Here is a 15,819-nt window from a genome sequence, read left to right as displayed (position 1 = left end):
TATTTTCTGTTTCAAAATTTTTTTATTGAGTAAATCAAGGAGAACATCAACGTGAAAAAGACTTATGATGTAATCATTGTTGGAGGAGGAGTTGTAGGTTGTGCAATTGCCTGGTTTCTTTCTCACTTTGACCTAAAAACACTTCTTCTCGAGAGAGAGCTCGATGTTTGTTGTGGAGTAAGTAAGGCTAATACAGGTATTATTCATTCTGGTAGCTATCTTACTCCAGGAACCGTGAAAGGGAAGCTCCATCAAGGAGCTTTATCATGGTTTCCTAAAATTGAAAAAGAACTGGATTTTCATCCTTCAGTTACCGGAGCATTAACTGTTGCGTTTAACCAGGATGACCTAAACTACTTAAAATCTTTAAAAAAAATCGGAAGATATGATGATGCAGATATCCTAAGTCCACAAGAATCTCGAATCCTCGAGCCAAACCTATCAGATCGAACAGTTGCTACTTATTATGATCCTCACGCCGCGGTCGTGTCTCCATTTCGTCTTACCTTAGCCTTTGCTGAAGGGGCGGCTTTAAATGGAGTTGAATTTCATTTTGATAGCTCTGTAGAGGGTTTTGATCTTCAAGGTAAAAAGATCATCGTACATACTCCTAATGAAAATTATGAAGCTTCATATGTTGTAAATGCTGCTGGTCTATCATCGGTAAAAATGGCTCAAAAATCAGGAGACCAGGTTCCGGATCTTTCTGCATTTAAAGGTGAATATTTTTTGCTTGATAAAGAAAGCCAAGGTTTGGTAAAAAAAATTCTCTATCCAGTTCCCAACTCAGTAAGTAAGGGTATCCTTGTTTCTCCAACTCCAGAAGGCAATATTTTAGCTGGGCCAAACTTTGAATCGAGTTGTGTTGATGATACCTCGACCACCCCTCAAGGGTTGAATGAAGTCAGAGCTGGTGCTCAAAAGCTGGTTCCACGATTTCCTTTTAATCAAACTATTCAGATATTTGCTGGAATACGGCCTACCTTACCCGAAAGAGATTTTCTTATCTTTGTTTCAAAAAAGCATCCAGGCTTAATTCACCTGTGTGGGATTGAATCACCAGGTCTTACAGCTTCTCCAGGAATAGCAGAATATGTGGGAGAATTACTGATTCAGCAAGGATTATCATTGAAAGAAAAAGACCAGATAATTTTTAGAAAAGCTTTTCCTGTATTTCATGATTGTGATTGGGAAAAACGTGAGGAACTTATTGCTCAAGATCCCGATTGGGGTCAGATTGTCTGTCGGTGTGAAGAAGTCACCCTGGCGGAAGTTAAGTATGCCTTAAACATGAACCCTCCGGCTCGAACCATGGACGGTTTAAAGCGAAGAATCAGGGTTACAGCTGGACGCTGTCAGGGAAGTTTTTGTCAAATGCATCTTCCTTCCATTGTTATGAATCTATTAAATATCGGTATTCAAGACTTATTAAAATCGGATAAAAATTCGAATCTCTTTGTTGGTGAAACGAAAAAGGTGGTTAATGCTCATGCCACATCACATTGATTGTGATGTCGTCGTTATTGGGGGAGGTCCAGCAGGTATGGCTTCAGCGCTATCTGCTTGGAACCACGGTGCCCGGAAAATATTTATCTTAGAAAGAAATGATTACTTGGGAGGAATATTGAATCAGTGTATTCATCCCGGCTTTGGTTTGCAAGTATTTGGAGAAGAACTGACTGGTCCTGAATATGCTGCCCGATATATTGATCAATTAGCCAAAACCTCAATAGAGGTAATGACTGAAACAACTGTTCTTGACCTTACCACAAATAAAAAAATAACTGCGGTTAACCCAAAAGGTGTTTGGGAATTCTATAGTGAATCAGTCATACTCAGTATGGGATGTCGGGAAAAAACCAGAGGGATGATTTTTATTCCTGGATTTCGTCCAGCTGGAATCTATACTGCAGGCTTAGCTCAGTATCTGGTCAATATTGAAGGTTATTTGCCGGGAAAGAAAGTGGTTATTTTAGGATCAGGAGATATTGGCTTAATTATGGCCCGCAGGTTAACCCTTGAAGGTGTCAAAGTAGAAGCGGTGGTAGAGGTACGGCCTTCATTAAGCGGTCTTATCCGGAATTATGTGCAGTGTTTGCTTGACTTTGAGCTTCCTCTATTACTTTCTCACACAGTAACCAACATTTTTGGTAAAGAACGAGTCGAGGGAGTGGAAATTAGTCGGGTTGATCAATCTTGGCAACCAATTCCAAGAACCGAAAGGTTATTAAACTGTGACACGCTTCTTCTTTCGGTAGGACTCCTTCCGGAAAATGAACTATCTCGAAAAGCTGGTGTTTCGCTATGTCATTTTAGCCATGGGCCTTTTGTTGATGAAAATTTCTCTACTGACCTTGATGGGATATATGCCTGTGGGAATGTCGCTTCAGTTTTCGATTTAGTCGATTATGTCACTTTCGTGTCACAAAAAGCCGGTCAGTCGGCGGCTGAAAATAGAGTTAAAAAACCAATAAAGTATCAATTGAATCCTGGATCAGGTGTAGGTTTAGTTATCCCACAACGAGTTCGGCAAGTTGATGATGGTTGGTTATTTATTCGTCCTGACCAAAGTTTCCGTGATGGGAAAGTTCAATTTATAACTCAAGGAAAAGTATTTGATCAAAAAAGGGTAGCCGTCTGTCGTCCTAGTGAGATGGTTCGCTATGACCTTAAAAATATACATTGGCCTGAAGAAGGAGGAGAAATCATTGTTGAAATTGTCGGAAGCTCAATCGAAGGAATCTAAACAACTTATTTGTACTTCCTGTCCTATGGGATGTTCTCTTCGAGTTGAAAAAGATGGAGAAAAAATAGTGGTTACTGGTGCAAAATGCAAACGGGGAAGTCAGTACGCACAAGATGAAATGCTTAATCCAAAAAGAACAGTGACAACAACAGTTGTTGTTATGAACGGGGAAATCCGACGGCTTCCAGTTCGAACTAAAAACCCCTTTCCCCTTCGACGTATCTCAGAATTGATACAATTTCTTTCGACTATAGAAGCCGAGGCACCAGTTCATGTTGGTCAAGTTATTGCAACCAATAGTTTAGGAGAAGGTGTTGATATAATAGCTACTCGAACGGTTTTGAAACGATCCAAATGATGGAAATTTTCATTACCTTAAAGTTAAAAAAAGAAATTGGAGATAATCATTAAGCTGATGGAGAGAAAATCCCAGCTCTTTTTCCAATTTAATTTGCCCTAATTCAGGATTAAATATCAATCCTTATAATGCTGTTATGAATAATTCCCCAATCATAAGTCATTTCTCACTATTTCTTCATATTTTTATTTTTTAAAAATGTTCATTTTGTAATTTGACAGATGAAAAAACATACGATATAAATTGATTATAGTTATTGAGAAAATGATATCGAGAAATTTCTCAATTTGTAATGAATATATCTCCCCTAAAAAGTCTTAATATAAGAAAAGAACTTTTTGTTACGTTCGCAGCACTGGATAAAGATGAAAATAGCTATCTCAATCCGTCATTACGATGAGCTCTGCGACGTGGCAATCTCATTTCGTAATTTTTTTAAAATAATGTAAAGATGAGATCCTCACGTGGGAAAGCACCACTCAGGATGACAGCAATATTTAATTTGTCATTCTGAGGAACGTATTATGCGACGTGAGAATCCCATCTTTCATTCCTATTTCTTTTTTTATTTTCTAAAAAATACTCTATAAAGATATAAAGACACCCTCCCCGCCGCGAAAGCGGCACCCCTCCAAGGAGGGGAATTGTTGAATTCATTCCCCCATTGAGGGGGGATTTAAGGGGGGTGTGCCTAGTCTTTTTTTGTTTATTCTTTTTTCACCAATATTGGTATTTTCAGGATAGACCTTCATGCTGCTTTCGCAGCACCAGATGAATATGAAAATAAGTTGCCCCCTCACCCTGACCTTCTCCCACCGAGGGGCGAGGGAAAAAAGAACAAAAGAATTCAGAGTTCCTTCTCCCTTGATGGGAGAAGGTGAGGATGAGGGTGAAAACCAAGAATGAGATTAAGGTTGGTTGCTTTGAAAGAATTACCTAAAAACGTTTCGATATTTTCAGGATAGTAAAGGAGGTCAATTCTAATTTGCTTACTCTTGATAAAAAGTTAGATATCTACCGGCAAATGATTACGATTCGCTTATTCGAGGAACAGGCGGAATTGTTGTACATTGAAGGAAAGATATTTGGGACTTTCCATCTTTATGTTGGTGAAGAGGCGGTAGCGGTTGGCACTTGCGCCGCTTTGCAGCCTGACGATTTTATTACTTCTACCCACCGAGGCCATGGGCATTGTATTGCAAAGGGGGCCGATGTAAAACGAATGATGGCAGAATTAATGGCTAAAGATACTGGATATTGCCATGGAGTTGGAGGTTCGATGCATATTGCCGATGTAGAAAAGGGAAATTTAGGTGCCAACGGTGTGGTAGGTGGTGGTATTCCTATTGCTACCGGTGCGGCATTAGGGTGTAAGCTGCAAAAAAATGGGAAAGTTGTTATCTGTTTTTTCGGAGACGGAGCCTCAAATACTGGTACTTTTCATGAATCGATAAATATGGGAGCGGCTTTCAAACTTCCAGTAGTGTATTTATGTGAAAATAATCAATATGCAATGTCAACTTCGATTAAATATTCTGTGGCGATTGATGATATTTCCGAACGTTCCAAAGCTTACGGGATTCCTGGAGTGACCATAAATGGAAATAAAGTTCTTGAGGTGTATGAGGCAGTAAGTTTGGCTGTTGAACGAGCTCGGGAAGGGAAAGGTCCAACTCTTATTGAAGCGAAAACCTATCGCTGGAAAGGTCATTCCAAAAGCGATAAAAATGTTTATCGGACTAAAGAAGAGATAAAAAGTTGGAAAGCTCGTTGTCCTATCCAGTCCTTTCGTCAGCACCTCATCAACGATGAAGGTATTAAAGAAGATATTTTGAGAAACATCGATGTCGAAGTTGAAAAGCTTATCCAAGAATCGGTTCGATTTGCTGAGCAAAGTCCAGAACCAGATTTAGAAGCGGTGAGGAGGATGGTTTATGCCTGATCGAGTGATTACTTATTCTGAAGCCATCCGGGAAGCATTGCGTGAAGAGCTAAAAAATGATCCTCAGGTTTTTTTAATGGGGGAAGATATTGGTATTTATGGTGGTGCTTTTGCCGTAACCCTTGGTTTATATGAAGAGTTTGGTCCAGAACGGGTCATTGATACTCCAATTTCGGAAGCAGCCATAATTGGTGCAGCTGCCGGGGCTTCTTTGGTGGGAATGCGAACAGTCGCCGAAATCCAATTTTCAGATTTTATTGCCATTGGCATGGATCAATTGGTCAACCAGGCGGCAAAAATCCGTTTTATGTTTGGCGGGAAAGCGTCGGTACCTATGGTGGTTAGGGCTCCCATTGGTTCGGGTACTGGAGCAGCAGCTCAACATTCTCAAAGCCAGGAAGCCTGGTATGCTCACGTGCCAGGATTAAAAGTAGTTTTACCTTCAAATCCTGCTGATGCCAAAGGGCTTTTAAAAAGCGCTATACGAGATGATAACCCGGTTATTTTTTTAGAGCATAAATTGTTATACAAAACCAAGGGAGTGGTTCCAGAAGAAGAATATTTAATTCCATTAGGGAAGGCAGATGTGAAAAGAACTGGCGCTGATCTCACTATTATTGGCTATTCTAATCTCATTCCCAAAAGCTTACAAGCAGCGGAAAAATTGGCTCAAGAAGGGATTGATGTAGAGGTTTTGGATCTTCGTTCCCTTCGTCCACTGGATACCGAAGCCATTACTAAATCTATACAAAAGACCCATCGAGCGTTGGTGGTTTATGAAGCTCCTCAATTGGGAGGGTTCGGTGCTGAGGTGGCAGCATTTATTGGAGAGAAATGTTTTGATGACCTTGATTCTCCTGTTATGCGCTTGGGGGGTCTTGAAATGCCCCCACCCTATAATCCTCGTTTAGAAAAGCAATTAGTCCCTCAAGTGGAAGATATCGTTAATGGGGTTAGAAAGTTAATGAAAGGATAAGAAATGAAGTCCGATACCTTTCATCAGGATCTAATGCGAGAAGTGGCTAAATTATATTACTACGAAGATTTAACTCAAGATCAGATAGGAGAAATTGTTGGCCTTTCTCGTCAAAAAGTTTGGAGAGTGCTTAAAAAAGCTAAAGAAGAGGGTATTGTCCAAATTAAAATTATAGAACCTTCAGATAAGGAATTGGAAAATGAAAATCAGCTTAAGGAAAAATTTGGTTTAAAGGAAGTTAAGATTACACTATCCTTTCAAGAAAACGACAAAATACTTTTAAAAAGAGTTGCCCAAGTTGCAGCCTCTTATTTAAGAAATCGCTTAGATCCCTATTCAACCTTAGGAGTGGCTTATGGGAAAACCATTTTTGAAATAATCCACTATCTCACTCCTAAAAAAATACCCGGTTTAAGAGTGGTTCAAATTATGGGGGGTTATGGAAAATTAAAAGGGGACGTCATGGCAGTTGAATTGGCCCGTCGGATTGCTGAAAATTTTGATGGTCAGGTTGTTTATTTGATGGCTCCGGCATTTGCCAAGGATCAAGCCACTCGAGATGCGATTTTAAGTAATGAAGGTGTTTTTAAAGTTCTCGATATGTCAAAAAAAGTTGATATAGCTTTGGTAGGAATTGGAGGAGTTTTGGAGACTTCAACCCTTCTTGATACCGGGGATTTGTATGATCATGAAATTGAAGAATTACGAAAGAAAAAAGTCGTTGGGAATATTTGTGGCAATTTTTACGATGAAACTGGAGCTATTATTGAAACCTTAGCTGATAAAAGAAGAATCAGTATAAGCCTTCAAGACTTACAAGAAATACCATTGGTAATTGGGGTAGCTGGGGGGAAGAATAAGTTTCTTCCCATTCTGGGAGCACTCAAGGGAAGATTCATTCAAGCTTTGATAACCGATGACCTGACTGCCTCACAATTGATCAACCATGAAAAATAATGGAATTCTCAACGAGAAAGTAGGGTGAGCTTATGTTAATGGATTTGAAAAAAAAGGTGTATGAAGCGAATATTGAGCTTCAAAAAAAAGGTTTGGTTATCTATACCTGGGGAAATGCCAGTGAAATAGATCAGAAAAAAAAATTAGTCATTATTAAGCCCAGCGGTGTTCCTTACGAAAAACTGACTTCAGAAATGATGGTGGTTGTCGATCTTAATGGACAGATAATTGAAGGAAATTATCGACCATCAGTGGACACCAAAATTCATTTGGACTTATATAAGGCTTTTCCCGAATTGGGTGGGATTGTTCATACTCACTCAACTTATGCAACGGCATGGGCGCAGGCCCAAAAGAGTATTCCATGTTTCGGTGGGACTCATGCCGATTATTTTTTTGGCGAGGTCCCTTGTACCAGGCCACTTACCGAACAAGAGGTTGAAGAATCTTTTGAAGGAGAAACCGGAAAAGTGATTGCCGAATGTTTTGCAACCAAAAAACCTCTTGATGTTCCCGGAGTATTAGTGGCCAGTCATGGACCATTCTCTTGGGGGAAAGATTGTCACCAAGCAGTTTTTAATGCGGTAGTTCTTGAAGAGTTGGCTCGCATGGCATTGTTTACCATACAAATCAATCCAGAAATTCAAAGCATACCACAAAGTTTATTAGAAAAGCGTTACTTGAGAAAGCACGGGAAAGATGCGACCTATGGGCAGATTATATAAATAAAATAATTATTTTGATGAAATTCGTAAATTGAAGGTAAACATCTGGCAGAAACTACAAATTGTACTCTAATTTATATAATGAAATATTACGATTTAACCTAATATAAAATATTGTATTCAATAATACTAATAATTATTTTTAAAAGAAAAAGAGAGGTTTTTTAATATAAAATGAGGTGTTATTATATAAATCTAAGTAATTTTTAAGCAAGGGGAAAGTGTGAATATGATAAACTTGAAGTCGTATATGATTATCCTCAAAACATTTTTGTAGGATGGTTTTTAGGGAATCCTGGGATGAATTTTTAAAGGAGTGATATGGGAAAAAGAAAAGCAAACTCTTCAAGTTGGACATCTTTGATTGAAATTTTGATTAACTGATAATGAACAGAAAGGACATAGAAAGGTGATTTTAGGAAATAGTCCTGAAAATATATTAATAAGTACTCAACCTAAAGAAGATTTTTTTGAAGCTCAAAGTGACTTTATTGAGCCAATCGGAAATCGAATTATTATTCATCTTGTGTCTATGAAAATTAAAATGAAAGCTAAAATAGAAAAAATTAAGGAAATTAATAAAGGATCCAAGGTATGGGTTAAATTCCCTCCCGATCGGATTTTGCTTTTTGATCCAAAAAATGGAGATAAAATTTTCCCATAAAATAATAAAAGCGAGGAGCATAAACTATGAAAGCTGCATTTTTAACCAGTCCAAAAAACATTGAGATTCGAGAAACTCCTGATCCAAAAATAACCAAAGACAATCAGGTCAAAGTCAAAGTGAGAAGTGTTGGAATTTGTGGATCTGATGCCCATTTTTATTGGGATGGTCGATTAGCTGGATGGGTTGTTGAAGAGCCTCTGATATTAGGCCATGAGAGTGCTGGCGATGTGGTGGAAGTTGGAAAAGGAGTAAAAAAGTTTAAAGTTGGGGATCGGGTAACTGTTGAACCAGGTATTCCCTGCCGGCAGTGTGAATGGTGCAAGCGAGGGGAGTATCATCTCTGTCCGGATATGGTTTTTTATGCTGTTCCAGGAGTTCATGGAGCCTTTGCTGATTATGTGATGAGTGAAGAGGATTTTGTGTTTCCACTTCCACAGACGGTTTCGTATGAAGAAGGAGCATTGATGGAACCGCTTTCAGTCGCGGTGGAAGCAATGAAGCTTGGAAACCTCCAGCTCGGTGATTCGATTGCCATCTTGGGAGCCGGGACGATTGGGTTATTGTGTACCCAAGCGGCATTAGTTGGAGGAGCGACTGAGATTTTTGTGAGTGATGTCAATCCGATGAAATTGGAATTTGTTAAAAGATATTCGAAGAATCGGATCACGACTATTGATGCAGGAAAAACCAATGTCCGAGAAGAAATTATGAAGCTCACCAAGAATCGCGGGGTTGATAAAACCTTTGAGACCGCTGGAACCTTTGAAACTTTCAACCTTGCGCCTATGATCACCCGGCGAGGCGGGAGGGTGACCTTAGTAGGCATTCCTCCTTTTAAGGAATATCCCTACCGAGCTTCCGATCTTTTTGATCGAACGGTAACTCTGAACGCGGTTTATCGGTATGCGAATGATTATCCAATATCGATTCGATTAGTTGAAAAAGAATTGGTTGATCTCAAATCAATCGTCACTCATCGATTCAGTTTAGAAGAGATTCAAAAAGGTCTTGAAGTGGTAGCTACTCGGAGTGACAATGTTATAAAAGCAGTAATGAATCGATAAAATTAATCATGAAATAGGAAAATATGAAACGGATAGATAAACAAAGGAGGTTGCCTATCAATGTTCAAATTTGGAGTTGATACCTTTATTTGGAGTGAAGCTTTCTCAGAAAAAGATCTGTGGGTCATTCCGAAAGCGAAAGAACTTGGTTTTGAAGTATTAGATATTTCCATCAGTAAACCAGATAGTTTCCCCACCCAACTGGTCAAAGAAAAGATTCAAGAAACCGGTCTCGAAGTGGTTACCACCACCACTCTGGGTAAAGAAACCAACCTGATCTCATCTGATCCGGCCATTCGAAAAAACGGCATTGAATTCATGAAGAAGATGGTTGATATCAATGTTGAGCTGGGGTCTCGAATCATCGGTGGCGTAAGCTATGCTGCCTGGGGATACCTGAGTGGGAAACCCCGAACCCAACAAGAATGGGACTGGTCGATTGCCAGCATGAAAGAGATTGCTCAGTATGCTCAGGAGAAGAGCCAAATCTCAGTCTGTGTTGAACCGGTGAATCGCTTTGAAACCCATTTCTTAAACATTGCCGATGATGCAGTTCGCTATTGTCAGGAAGTTGGCTATGAGAATATCAAAGTCCATCTCGACTCCTTCCACATGATTCGAGAAGAAACCAGCTTTCGGGAGGCAGTGAAAACCTGTGGGAAGAAATATTTGGGCTATGTCCATGTCTGTGAAAACAACCGAGGAATTCCCGGAACCGGTCTAGTCCCCTGGAAAGAATTCTTTCTTGCTCTCAAGGATATCAACTACACTGGCCCGTTAGTCATCGAATCCTTTGATCCCAGTTTTGAAGAGCTCAACCGTCAATGTGCCATCTGGAGAAAATTGGCTGATTCTGGAGAAGAATTAGCGGTTCAAGGGTTGAAGCATCTCAGAGCAGTCGCCAAGGAGATTGGAGAGTAAACCATAGCAAAGAAAGAGCCCTCTTTGCTATGTATTATTTAGCGATTTTAATCAAGAATAATGAGGCATTTATCTATATTGAATTTTAAAGAAATTTAATAAAGGAAGGGGCTTGTTAAAGTGAAAATTAGCTTACATGCCTATGCTTTTGGGCCTCATGGTGGGTGGGTGCCAACCTACTTGGTTGAAGAAGCCATAAAACGGACAGCGAAGCTGGGATATGATGGAATAGAGCTTGACGCTGCACGTCCTCATGTTTGGCCGTATGATATTAACAAAGAACATCGAACTGCAATAAAAAAATTAGTGAAAGAATGTAATTTGGAGATTCCAGCAATTAGTGGATATTATTTTGGGATGAACTTTTCGAGTCCTCTTCAATCTGAGCGAGAAGCAGCTACTGATTATCTGGTTAAATGTGTTGAATTATGTGCTGATTTAGAGTCTAAAGTATTGGTTGTAGTCCCCGGGGTAGTGGTGCATGGAACATCCTGGAAGGAAGCTTGGAACCGGTCTCTTGATCAAATGAGACCAGGCATTAAGCGGGCTGAAGAATTAGGGGTCTTTATCGGGATTGAGTTTGTTAATACCCTTTGGTCAAACTTAGTAACAACATCCTGGCAAGCAGTTGATTTTATGAATGAGTGTCAATCTGATCAGGTAAAGTTAGTTTTAGACTCATCTCACGCTTTTTATGGTGGGGAAAATATTGTTGATGTCGTGCAATCATTTGGGAAAGATTTGGTCCATGTTCATTTTGAGGATTGTTTAATTGGAGCGCCAGAAACTCGAGCGGTTCCCGGCAAAGGTGATGTAAATTTGATCTCCTTTTATCAGACTTTAAAAGAAATCGGTTATGATGGCTATTTAACTGTTGAACTCTGGGGGAGCCAACCAGAAAAATATGCCCGTGAAGCATTAGAAAATACCAAAAAAATCATATCATGCTGTTAGTAGATGGTTTATAAATTATTATTACATTTTATAAATAAGTTTTTCTAGCTTTATTTTACGGAGGCACATTATGGATTATGTTCCATTTAATGGAAATTTTAGTTTAGAGAGAAAAGTTGCTGTTATTACTGGGGCTGCAAAAGGTATTGGGAAAGCTATTGCTTTAGTATTTGCTCAGAAAGGTGCCGATTTAGTACTAGTAGATTTTGACAAAGAAGTTGATCATATATTAAAACAGATTGAAAAATTGGAACGTCGAGCTGTTTTTGTTCAGGGTGATATTACAAAACCAGAAACATTGCAAAAAATCTTAAATGTCGGTCTTAAAGAGTATGGGAAGATAGAAATTTTAATAAATAATGCTGGAATCTCAAGGTTAGATGATGCTGAAAATTTATCTGAAAAAGATTGGGATGATGTCATTGCAGTTAATTTAACTGCTCAATTTAGATTGGCTCAAGCTATTGGTCGACAAATGATTCAACAAAGATATGGAAAGATTATAAATATTGCCTCTAAAGCTGGTTTAGTGGCTTTGCCAAAACATGCTGCCTATATGGCTAGTAAAGCAGGATTAATTGGTGTTACAAAAATATTAGCTATGGAATGGGCTAAATATAATATAAATGTCAATGCTATTGCTCCAACTGTAATACTCACTGAAATGGGCGGAAAGGCATGGGCTGGAGATGTTGGTGAAGCTATGAAAAGTAAAATACCTGTAGGAAGATTTGGTTATCCAGAAGAGGTAGCTGCAGCTGCATTATTTTTGGCTTGTGATGCTTCAAATTTAATAACCGGTGAAACCTTAGTTATTGATGGTGGCTATACGATTCAATAATAAATGAAAAATAAATTGAAAAAAATAGTCATGTCATTTATAAATTTTAAAATATTTTATAATAATTATTTATTGATAGGCAAAAAAGATTTAAATAAAAAAAGTATTTCGGTTTAACTTCTTATTAATTAATTATTTTGGTGTTAGCTAAAATTTAAAATTGCACCTTTTAAGTTTTAAAATTGCACTAATTTTAATTCCGAACATTTTATCTTTTCTATTCCCACCAACTGGGATTTATACCAAAAACGAATTTCAGCAAGGTTCATTTCGTCATCTGGGACAATACGGAGCTGAACCTTTTCCCGGATCGGAACCCCGGGAACCTTGAATTCAACATTTTGAAAGGAGATCTTCCGGTAGGGATTCACCACCCGTTCCGCTCGTAAGCAGAAGATATCTTTGGTAGATTGGAAAGGAACCGGAAGAGTAAATTCTCGAAAAAGTGATTTTCCTTGCTCGAAAGCTTTTGCCATCCGGAGCGCTGGTATTTCTCCGGTAGTACTATGAACCTGATGATAATTATAGCGATTCATTTCATTATTGAGGATCTGTTGTCCCTCTTCAATGGTAGTGGCGTTTTCCCGATAACAGGTCCGAACAATGCGATCCTGCAACCACTGAAAAGGTCTTTCAATTTTGCCTTTGGCTTGGGGTGAAAGAGCATAGGCGATCTTGACCCGGCATTCATCTAAGACCTGTTTCCACTGGGGATTGATTTCATCAGTGAGACGTTGATGTTTTCTCCAGAAACTATCCCGGGTTTGAACAAAACGAAAGATCGAGTGATTGTCGACATAATAAGAATAAGGAAAGCCGTAGCGCAGCCAGACGGTTTCTAAAGCTTGGATATGGTTCCAGCTGGTCTCCCTGAAGACGAACTAGGCAAAGACAATCATCCGACTATAATCATCTAAGCTGGTGATAAGATACCACTTGTCTTCGGCACTGGGTGAAAAGCGGTGATGGGAGGAATCATGTTGGATGAGTTCTCCGATATAGTGGGTGAGGACTTCCCGGTCATGAGTTTTTTTGGGTGGTTTTTCTTGAAAAAAGCCATGTTTTTTCGCCCGGTTAATGATGGTGGGAAGAGATACTTTTTGCTGGTATTTCCGAAAGAGTTCATCTTGTATGTAACTATAGTTGTAGGTTCGAATGGGAAGGTCGGGATTCACGATCAGGACTTTTTCCAGAGCCAGTTCGTTAAAGATGTTGATTTCAATCTCGGGAGCAAGGGTTCGAGGTGGTTTTTCCCTGGGAAACACCAGAGAAAAATGTTTCGGATCAGTCTGATACCGGTTGAGGAGCTGGAAAAACCGTCTTCTTTTAATACCGAGGATATCTAAAAGATAAGAAAGCTCAAGGGTCTTATCAAGATATCGTTCCAAATAGGATTGAACCATTTCAGTGGAAAATCGCTTATGAAGTTGTTGTCCCATGGATTTCGACCTCCTTCTTCTTAAAAAGAAGTCTATACCATAGGAGGCTCTGGTGGATACTGACGCTGATGGGGATAATAGAAAGGATCATTATCCCCATCGCTTGGACAACTCTTAAAACGAGTTGCCCACAGTTTCCACCAGCCGACGACGAAATATTTATATGGTAATAATGATCTACCCATTACAATTTAGTGCACTTTTAAATTTTAATTTAGTGCACTTTTAAAACTTAAATGACAAATTAATTATTTTGGTTGACAAACTGTAGGCTTTTTTTTATTCTATATGATAACATATGTAATATAACAAATGTTATTCTTTGACAATGACGATTAACGAACAATCAGAAAAAAAATTAATGACAAAAGCAGCCCAACTCTATTACGAGGACGATCTTTCCATCCTCGATATTTCTAAATTGCTGGGGATATCCAGGCAAAGATGTTCCCGACTATTAAAAAAAGCCCGCGAGGTAGGAATTGTCCAGATCAAGATACATCGCTCTGACTATAGCTATCTTCGAAACTTGGAGAAAAGACTACAAAAAATTTTCCATCTCAAAAAGGTTGTTGTGACAGAAGTATTTAGTAATAGTTCTGACCATATCATACAAAGTGTTGCCGAGGAGGGTGCTCATCTTTTAAATCAGCTTATTCAACCAAACTTAAGTATTGGTGTGGCTTCGGGGAGAACTCTCTATGAGCTTGTTCAATACATAAAAACTTTAGAAGAAAGAGATTATAATATTAAAATATTTGAATTGATTGGTGGATTAAGTCGAATTTCTGCAAATGTTGTCGCTACAGAAATTTCTCGAGGCATTGCAAAAAAATTTCATGCCAAAGCGTACTTTCTACCAGCTCCAGCATTCACCAAAGATCAAAAAACCCGGGACGCAATGTTAAAAGATAGTATTATTAAGGCAGCTCTTTCGGAGAAAATAGATTTAGCTTTAGTTGGAATTGGAAATGTTACACCCCAAACCATGTTAGTTGATACCGAAACTATAAACAAAAAAGAATATAGAGAACTATTAGAGAAAGAGGCAGTTGGTGTTATCAATGGCACTTTTTTTGATATACAAGGTAAAATTGTTGAATTTGAAGGGAATAAAAGGAGGATTGCTTTCCCTTTAACTGAACTTAAAAAAGCGCCTGATATTGTTGGTGTTGCCGGGGGATTAAATAAGGTTGATGCAATTGTTGGAGCTCTGCGTGGTGGTTTTGTAAACATTTTAGTTATCGACGACCTCACTTCAGATGCCATTCTAAAAAAGATAGAGAGTTAAAATAAAGATGGAGTTATTGTCCATATTGTTTAGAAATATATTATTAAGAACAATAATTGGAAGCTATTAATGGTATATTAGTAAAAGGAAAATACCTACCCACAAGAAGGAGTGATCATTTTGGGAGAAAAACCATATTCTCTAAGTTTTAGTTTGGAAGGGAAAACCGCTCTAATTACTGGAGCTGCAAAAGGAATTGGTAAAGCTATTGCCCAGGTATTTTCAGAACACAAGGCAAACATTATATTGGTTGATTTAGATCAGGACGTGATCAATGTAGCCAAATCCCTATCAGGAGAGACAAGCCAAAATCTTCCTATTGTTGCTGATATTACTAAAAATACTGACCTGAAGAGAATTCATCAAGAGAGCTTTAAAGTATTTCCTCGAATTGATATTTTAGTAAACAACGCCGGAGTAGGAATGTTGGATGATGCTGAAAATCTTTCCGAGGAAATCTGGGATAAAACGATGGCAGTAAATTTGAAAGCTCCTTTTATGCTCTCTCAAATAGTTGGTCGAGAGATGATCAAACAGAAAAAAGGAAAAATTATCAACATTGCTTCTCAGGCGGGATTAATCGCCCTTGATAAGCATATAGCTTATTGTTCCAGTAAAGCTGGGATTATTGGTATGACGAAAGTATTAGCTTTGGAATGGGCTGAATATGGTATTAATGTCAACGCTATTGCTCCAACTGTTATTCTCACTGAATTGGGTATAAAAGCCTGGTCAGGGGAAGTGGGAGAAGCCATGAAAAAGAAGATTCCTCTTCGTCGTTTTGGTTATCCAGAAGAAGTTGCAGCTGCGGCTCTTTACCTGGCTAGTGAGGCTTCCAATTTGGTAACTGGTGAAACCCTGGTTATTGATGGTGGATATTGCATTCAATAATCGGTTAAATTATAGGAATGAGGGAGGTGAGATTTGACAAAAATTTG

The 15,819-nt window shown here is 38.7% G+C and carries 16 protein-coding genes; 14 read left to right on the top strand and 2 right to left on the bottom strand.

The annotated features are described in order from the left end of the window. The first annotated feature begins 51 nt into the window (after positions 1-51). From RT761_RS03375 to RT761_RS03320, 12 genes are all read left to right on the top strand, one after another. Positions 52-1,506, top strand: a complete 1,455-nt coding sequence (locus RT761_RS03375) for an NAD(P)/FAD-dependent oxidoreductase (protein WP_218112676.1) — start codon at positions 52-54, stop codon at positions 1,504-1,506. Beyond that, positions 1,490-2,746, top strand: coding sequence for an NAD(P)/FAD-dependent oxidoreductase (locus RT761_RS03370; RefSeq protein ID WP_218112675.1), 1,257 nt, complete (start codon positions 1,490-1,492; stop codon positions 2,744-2,746). Before RT761_RS03375 ends, RT761_RS03370 begins: the two co-directional genes overlap by 17 nt. Then, on the top strand, positions 2,709-3,104 hold the full coding sequence (locus RT761_RS03365) for a DUF1667 domain-containing protein (RefSeq protein WP_218112674.1): 396 nt from the start codon (positions 2,709-2,711) through the stop codon (positions 3,102-3,104). The genes RT761_RS03370 and RT761_RS03365 overlap by 38 nt, the downstream gene beginning before the upstream one ends. 1,024 nt (positions 3,105-4,128) lie before the next feature. Further along, the gene (locus RT761_RS03360; protein WP_343073769.1) at positions 4,129-5,046 is read left to right on the top strand and encodes a thiamine pyrophosphate-dependent dehydrogenase E1 component subunit alpha; all 918 of its coding nucleotides are present in this window, start codon (positions 4,129-4,131) and stop codon (positions 5,044-5,046) included. Next, a complete protein-coding gene (locus RT761_RS03355) occupies positions 5,039-6,022 on the top strand; it encodes an alpha-ketoacid dehydrogenase subunit beta (protein ID WP_218112672.1) in 984 nt (327 codons plus the stop codon). Before RT761_RS03360 ends, RT761_RS03355 begins: the two co-directional genes overlap by 8 nt. 3 nt (positions 6,023-6,025) lie before the next feature. Further along, a complete protein-coding gene (locus RT761_RS03350; protein ID WP_218112671.1) occupies positions 6,026-6,979 on the top strand; it encodes a sugar-binding transcriptional regulator in 954 nt (317 codons plus the stop codon). A gap of 32 nt (positions 6,980-7,011) precedes the next feature. Then, entirely contained in the window at positions 7,012-7,704 is a 693-nt protein-coding gene (locus RT761_RS03345) for an L-ribulose-5-phosphate 4-epimerase (RefSeq protein WP_218112670.1), read from the top strand. A gap of 409 nt (positions 7,705-8,113) precedes the next feature. After that, the gene (locus RT761_RS03340) at positions 8,114-8,368 is read left to right on the top strand and encodes a hypothetical protein (protein WP_218112669.1); all 255 of its coding nucleotides are present in this window, start codon (positions 8,114-8,116) and stop codon (positions 8,366-8,368) included. Positions 8,369-8,394: 26 nt separating this feature from the next. After that, positions 8,395-9,435: an NAD(P)-dependent alcohol dehydrogenase gene (locus RT761_RS03335; RefSeq protein WP_218112668.1), complete on the top strand. Its 1,041-nt coding sequence runs from the start codon at positions 8,395-8,397 to the stop codon at positions 9,433-9,435. A 60-nt stretch (positions 9,436-9,495) separates the two neighbouring features. Next, positions 9,496-10,356: a sugar phosphate isomerase/epimerase family protein gene (locus RT761_RS03330; protein ID WP_218112667.1), complete on the top strand. Its 861-nt coding sequence runs from the start codon at positions 9,496-9,498 to the stop codon at positions 10,354-10,356. 120 nt (positions 10,357-10,476) lie between these two features. Further along, the gene (locus RT761_RS03325; protein ID WP_218112666.1) at positions 10,477-11,310 is read left to right on the top strand and encodes a sugar phosphate isomerase/epimerase family protein; all 834 of its coding nucleotides are present in this window, start codon (positions 10,477-10,479) and stop codon (positions 11,308-11,310) included. Between the two features lie 70 nt (positions 11,311-11,380). Next, positions 11,381-12,151 (top strand): GolD/DthD family dehydrogenase, encoded by a 771-nt coding sequence (locus tag RT761_RS03320; RefSeq protein ID WP_218112665.1) that lies wholly within the window; start codon positions 11,381-11,383, stop codon positions 12,149-12,151. Between the two features lie 176 nt (positions 12,152-12,327). Here RT761_RS03320 and RT761_RS03315 read toward each other — a convergent pair whose 3' ends face one another. Continuing rightward, complete coding sequence (locus RT761_RS03315) at positions 12,328-12,768, bottom strand: hypothetical protein (protein WP_218112664.1); 441 nt, start codon at positions 12,766-12,768, stop codon at positions 12,328-12,330. A gap of 264 nt (positions 12,769-13,032) precedes the next feature. Continuing rightward, on the bottom strand, positions 13,033-13,590 hold the full coding sequence (locus RT761_RS03310) for a hypothetical protein (protein ID WP_218112663.1): 558 nt from the start codon (positions 13,588-13,590) through the stop codon (positions 13,033-13,035). Between the two features lie 361 nt (positions 13,591-13,951). Here RT761_RS03310 and RT761_RS03305 point away from each other — a divergent pair, with 361 nt between their 5' ends. Together RT761_RS03305 and RT761_RS03300 are read left to right on the top strand one after the other, a co-directional pair. Continuing rightward, positions 13,952-14,881, top strand: coding sequence for a sugar-binding transcriptional regulator (locus RT761_RS03305; protein WP_218112662.1), 930 nt, complete (start codon positions 13,952-13,954; stop codon positions 14,879-14,881). A gap of 120 nt (positions 14,882-15,001) precedes the next feature. Further along, the gene (locus RT761_RS03300; protein ID WP_218112661.1) at positions 15,002-15,772 is read left to right on the top strand and encodes a GolD/DthD family dehydrogenase; all 771 of its coding nucleotides are present in this window, start codon (positions 15,002-15,004) and stop codon (positions 15,770-15,772) included. Positions 15,773-15,819 lie beyond the last annotated feature (47 nt).

Origin of the sequence: Atribacter laminatus, assembly GCF_015775515.1 — a bacterium.
Lineage (GTDB): Bacteria > Atribacterota > Atribacteria > Atribacterales > Atribacteraceae > Atribacter > Atribacter laminatus.
This window is presented reverse-complemented; position numbering and strand designations above follow the sequence as displayed.

Excerpts from the sequence above, each read along its gene's own strand:
- RT761_RS03320 (WP_218112665.1), top strand. The coding sequence starts at position 11,381 with ATGGATTATGTTCCATTTAATGGAAATTTTAGTTTAGAGAGAAAAGTT.
- RT761_RS03305 (WP_218112662.1), top strand. The coding sequence starts at position 13,952 with ATGACAAAAGCAGCCCAACTCTATTACGAGGACGATCTTTCCATCCTC.
- RT761_RS03370 (WP_218112675.1), top strand. The coding sequence starts at position 1,490 with ATGCCACATCACATTGATTGTGATGTCGTCGTTATTGGGGGAGGTCCA.
- RT761_RS03355 (WP_218112672.1), top strand. The coding sequence starts at position 5,039 with ATGCCTGATCGAGTGATTACTTATTCTGAAGCCATCCGGGAAGCATTG.
- RT761_RS03335 (WP_218112668.1), top strand. The coding sequence starts at position 8,395 with ATGAAAGCTGCATTTTTAACCAGTCCAAAAAACATTGAGATTCGAGAA.
- RT761_RS03310 (WP_218112663.1), bottom strand. The coding sequence starts at position 13,590 with ATGGGACAACAACTTCATAAGCGATTTTCCACTGAAATGGTTCAATCC.
- RT761_RS03345 (WP_218112670.1), top strand. The coding sequence starts at position 7,012 with ATGTTAATGGATTTGAAAAAAAAGGTGTATGAAGCGAATATTGAGCTT.
- RT761_RS03350 (WP_218112671.1), top strand. The coding sequence starts at position 6,026 with ATGAAGTCCGATACCTTTCATCAGGATCTAATGCGAGAAGTGGCTAAA.
- RT761_RS03360 (WP_343073769.1), top strand. The coding sequence starts at position 4,129 with ATGATTACGATTCGCTTATTCGAGGAACAGGCGGAATTGTTGTACATT.
- RT761_RS03330 (WP_218112667.1), top strand. The coding sequence starts at position 9,496 with ATGTTCAAATTTGGAGTTGATACCTTTATTTGGAGTGAAGCTTTCTCA.